Below are 1,803 nucleotides of genomic sequence, written 5' to 3' on the forward strand. Positions count from 1 at the left end.
CCAGTCCTCAACGAAGCTGCAGGCTTGGGCAAAGGAGACCGGCACGGTGCGTAGGCGGCTCACCCGCCGTCCTCGTGCGACGAGTCGTCGGGCAGATGCGGGGTGAGTCGGTGCAGCGCCTCGTCGTGGAACGCGGGGTTAATGTCAATGCCCTGGTACCGGCGGCCGAGGTGTAGCGCGGCGAGACCGGGTGGTGCCGGCGCCACCCGTGGTACGCACACGTTCTAATACTCCAACGTCACTTGGCCTGTCTGCGCTGGTAGTGGGATCGGCGGGCTCGGGCTTGGGATGTTCGTCGCCAGATTGACCAGTGCAGGGTGTGTTCTGGCGGGAGCGATGCGGCGAGGACGAAGGCGTTGAGGAGTCGGCGGATCTCGGCGATGGTCAGCGCGATGATCTCCGGGTCGGTGTCGGGTTGCTGCGCGGTGAGGGTGGTCAGGACGGCCAGGGCGAGCATGGCCAGGGTGATGAACCGGTGCCAGCCGGTCCAGCCGCGGACTTGGTAGTGGTCGAGGCCGACTTGGCCTTTGCCGGTCTGGAACAGCTCTTCGATGCTCCAGCGGGAGCCGGCGACGGTCACGAGGGTGTGCAGCGGGACGGGGCGGGGTGACCAGCACAGGTAGAAGGCCAGCTCGCCGGTGGTGCGGTTGCGGCGGATCAGCAGCCACCGGTGTTCATCCGGCCGGGTGGCGGTGGTGATCCACGCCCACAGGTACTCGCGTGGTCCTTTCGCTCCGGGTCCGCAGCTGTGCAGTTGCCACTCGGCGGTGGGGATGCGCTCGGCGAGGTCGTCAACGCGGACCAGGGTGCGGCCGTCGTTGACCGCCACGCGTCGGTCGCAGCCGACCGCGAGGACGTAGCCGATTCCGCGTTGTTCTAGGTTGTCGCGTAGGGCGGGGTCGGCGCCGTAGACCTCGTCCCCGGTCACCCATGCGAACGGGACTCCGGCATCCAACGCGGCGGCGATCATCTGCCGGGCCAGAGCGGGCTTCGTGGCGAACTCGACGTCGTTCGGGACCCCGGCGGCGGCGAGGCGGTCGGGCTGCTCGCACCAGGTCGTCTCGGGTAGGTAGAGCCTGCGGTCGATCATCGCCCGCCCGGCAGGTGTCACGTAGGCCAGGAACACTGCGACCTGACTGTTCTCGATCCGGCCGGCGGTGCCGGTGTACTGCCGCTGCACCCCGACCGAGCACACGCCCTTCTTCAAGAACCCGGTCTCGTCGGTCACCAGCACCGCGTCGGGATGGCCGAGCTGCTCGATCAGCCACTCACGCACGTCATCGCGGACGGCGTCGGCATCCCACACCGCCGTGCGCAGCAGCCGCTGCATCGCCTGTGGATCCCCGTGACCCGCCCGCTCCGCAAGCGACCAGCAGGTCTTCCGTTCGGCCTCCGACAGCAGCCCTTCTACGAACTGCCCGGCCGTCGCCCGCGGCTCGGCCCGCACGAACCGGCCCGCGACACGCGTCATCGCCTCGTCCAGGATGACCCGCCACCCGGCGGGGTCTACGCTGTGGCACGCGGCCACCGCACGATCTTCGATTGTCCTCACAAACCATCGATGATCAACGCGGTGGCCGTCTTCATGCCCACGCCACGCCCAACGCCGAAGCCAAGTGACGTTGGAGTATTAGGAGCTGACGGCAACTGTCCAAGATTGACGCGGACTCCACGTGCCGAGGCCGCTACGGGCGCTCGGAGAGCTGGGCCCGTGCCGCTGCATGAGTTCCGCCCGGGCCGGCTGATCGCGGGCGCCACGGGCATGACGATCGCCGTCCTGTACGGGGGTGATGCCGCCGGTTC

1 protein-coding gene is annotated in these 1,803 nt (G+C 68.7%); it reads right to left on the reverse strand.

Annotated features, from left to right (window positions below; translation table 11 throughout):
• Positions 1-238: 238 nt before the first annotated feature.
• Positions 239-1,471 (reverse strand): IS701 family transposase, encoded by a 1,233-nt coding sequence (locus AB0A69_RS33775; RefSeq protein ID WP_361429935.1) that lies wholly within the window; start codon positions 1,469-1,471, stop codon positions 239-241.
• Positions 1,472-1,803: the final 332 nt, after the last annotated feature.

Source organism: Streptomyces sp. NPDC045431, from assembly GCF_040646655.1.
In the GTDB taxonomy this organism is placed as follows: domain Bacteria; phylum Actinomycetota; class Actinomycetes; order Streptomycetales; family Streptomycetaceae; genus Streptomyces.

Coding starts and splice junctions, on each gene's coding strand:
- AB0A69_RS33775 (WP_361429935.1), bottom strand. CDS start 1,471: ATGACGCGTGTCGCGGGCCGGTTCGTGCGGGCCGAGCCGCGGGCGACG.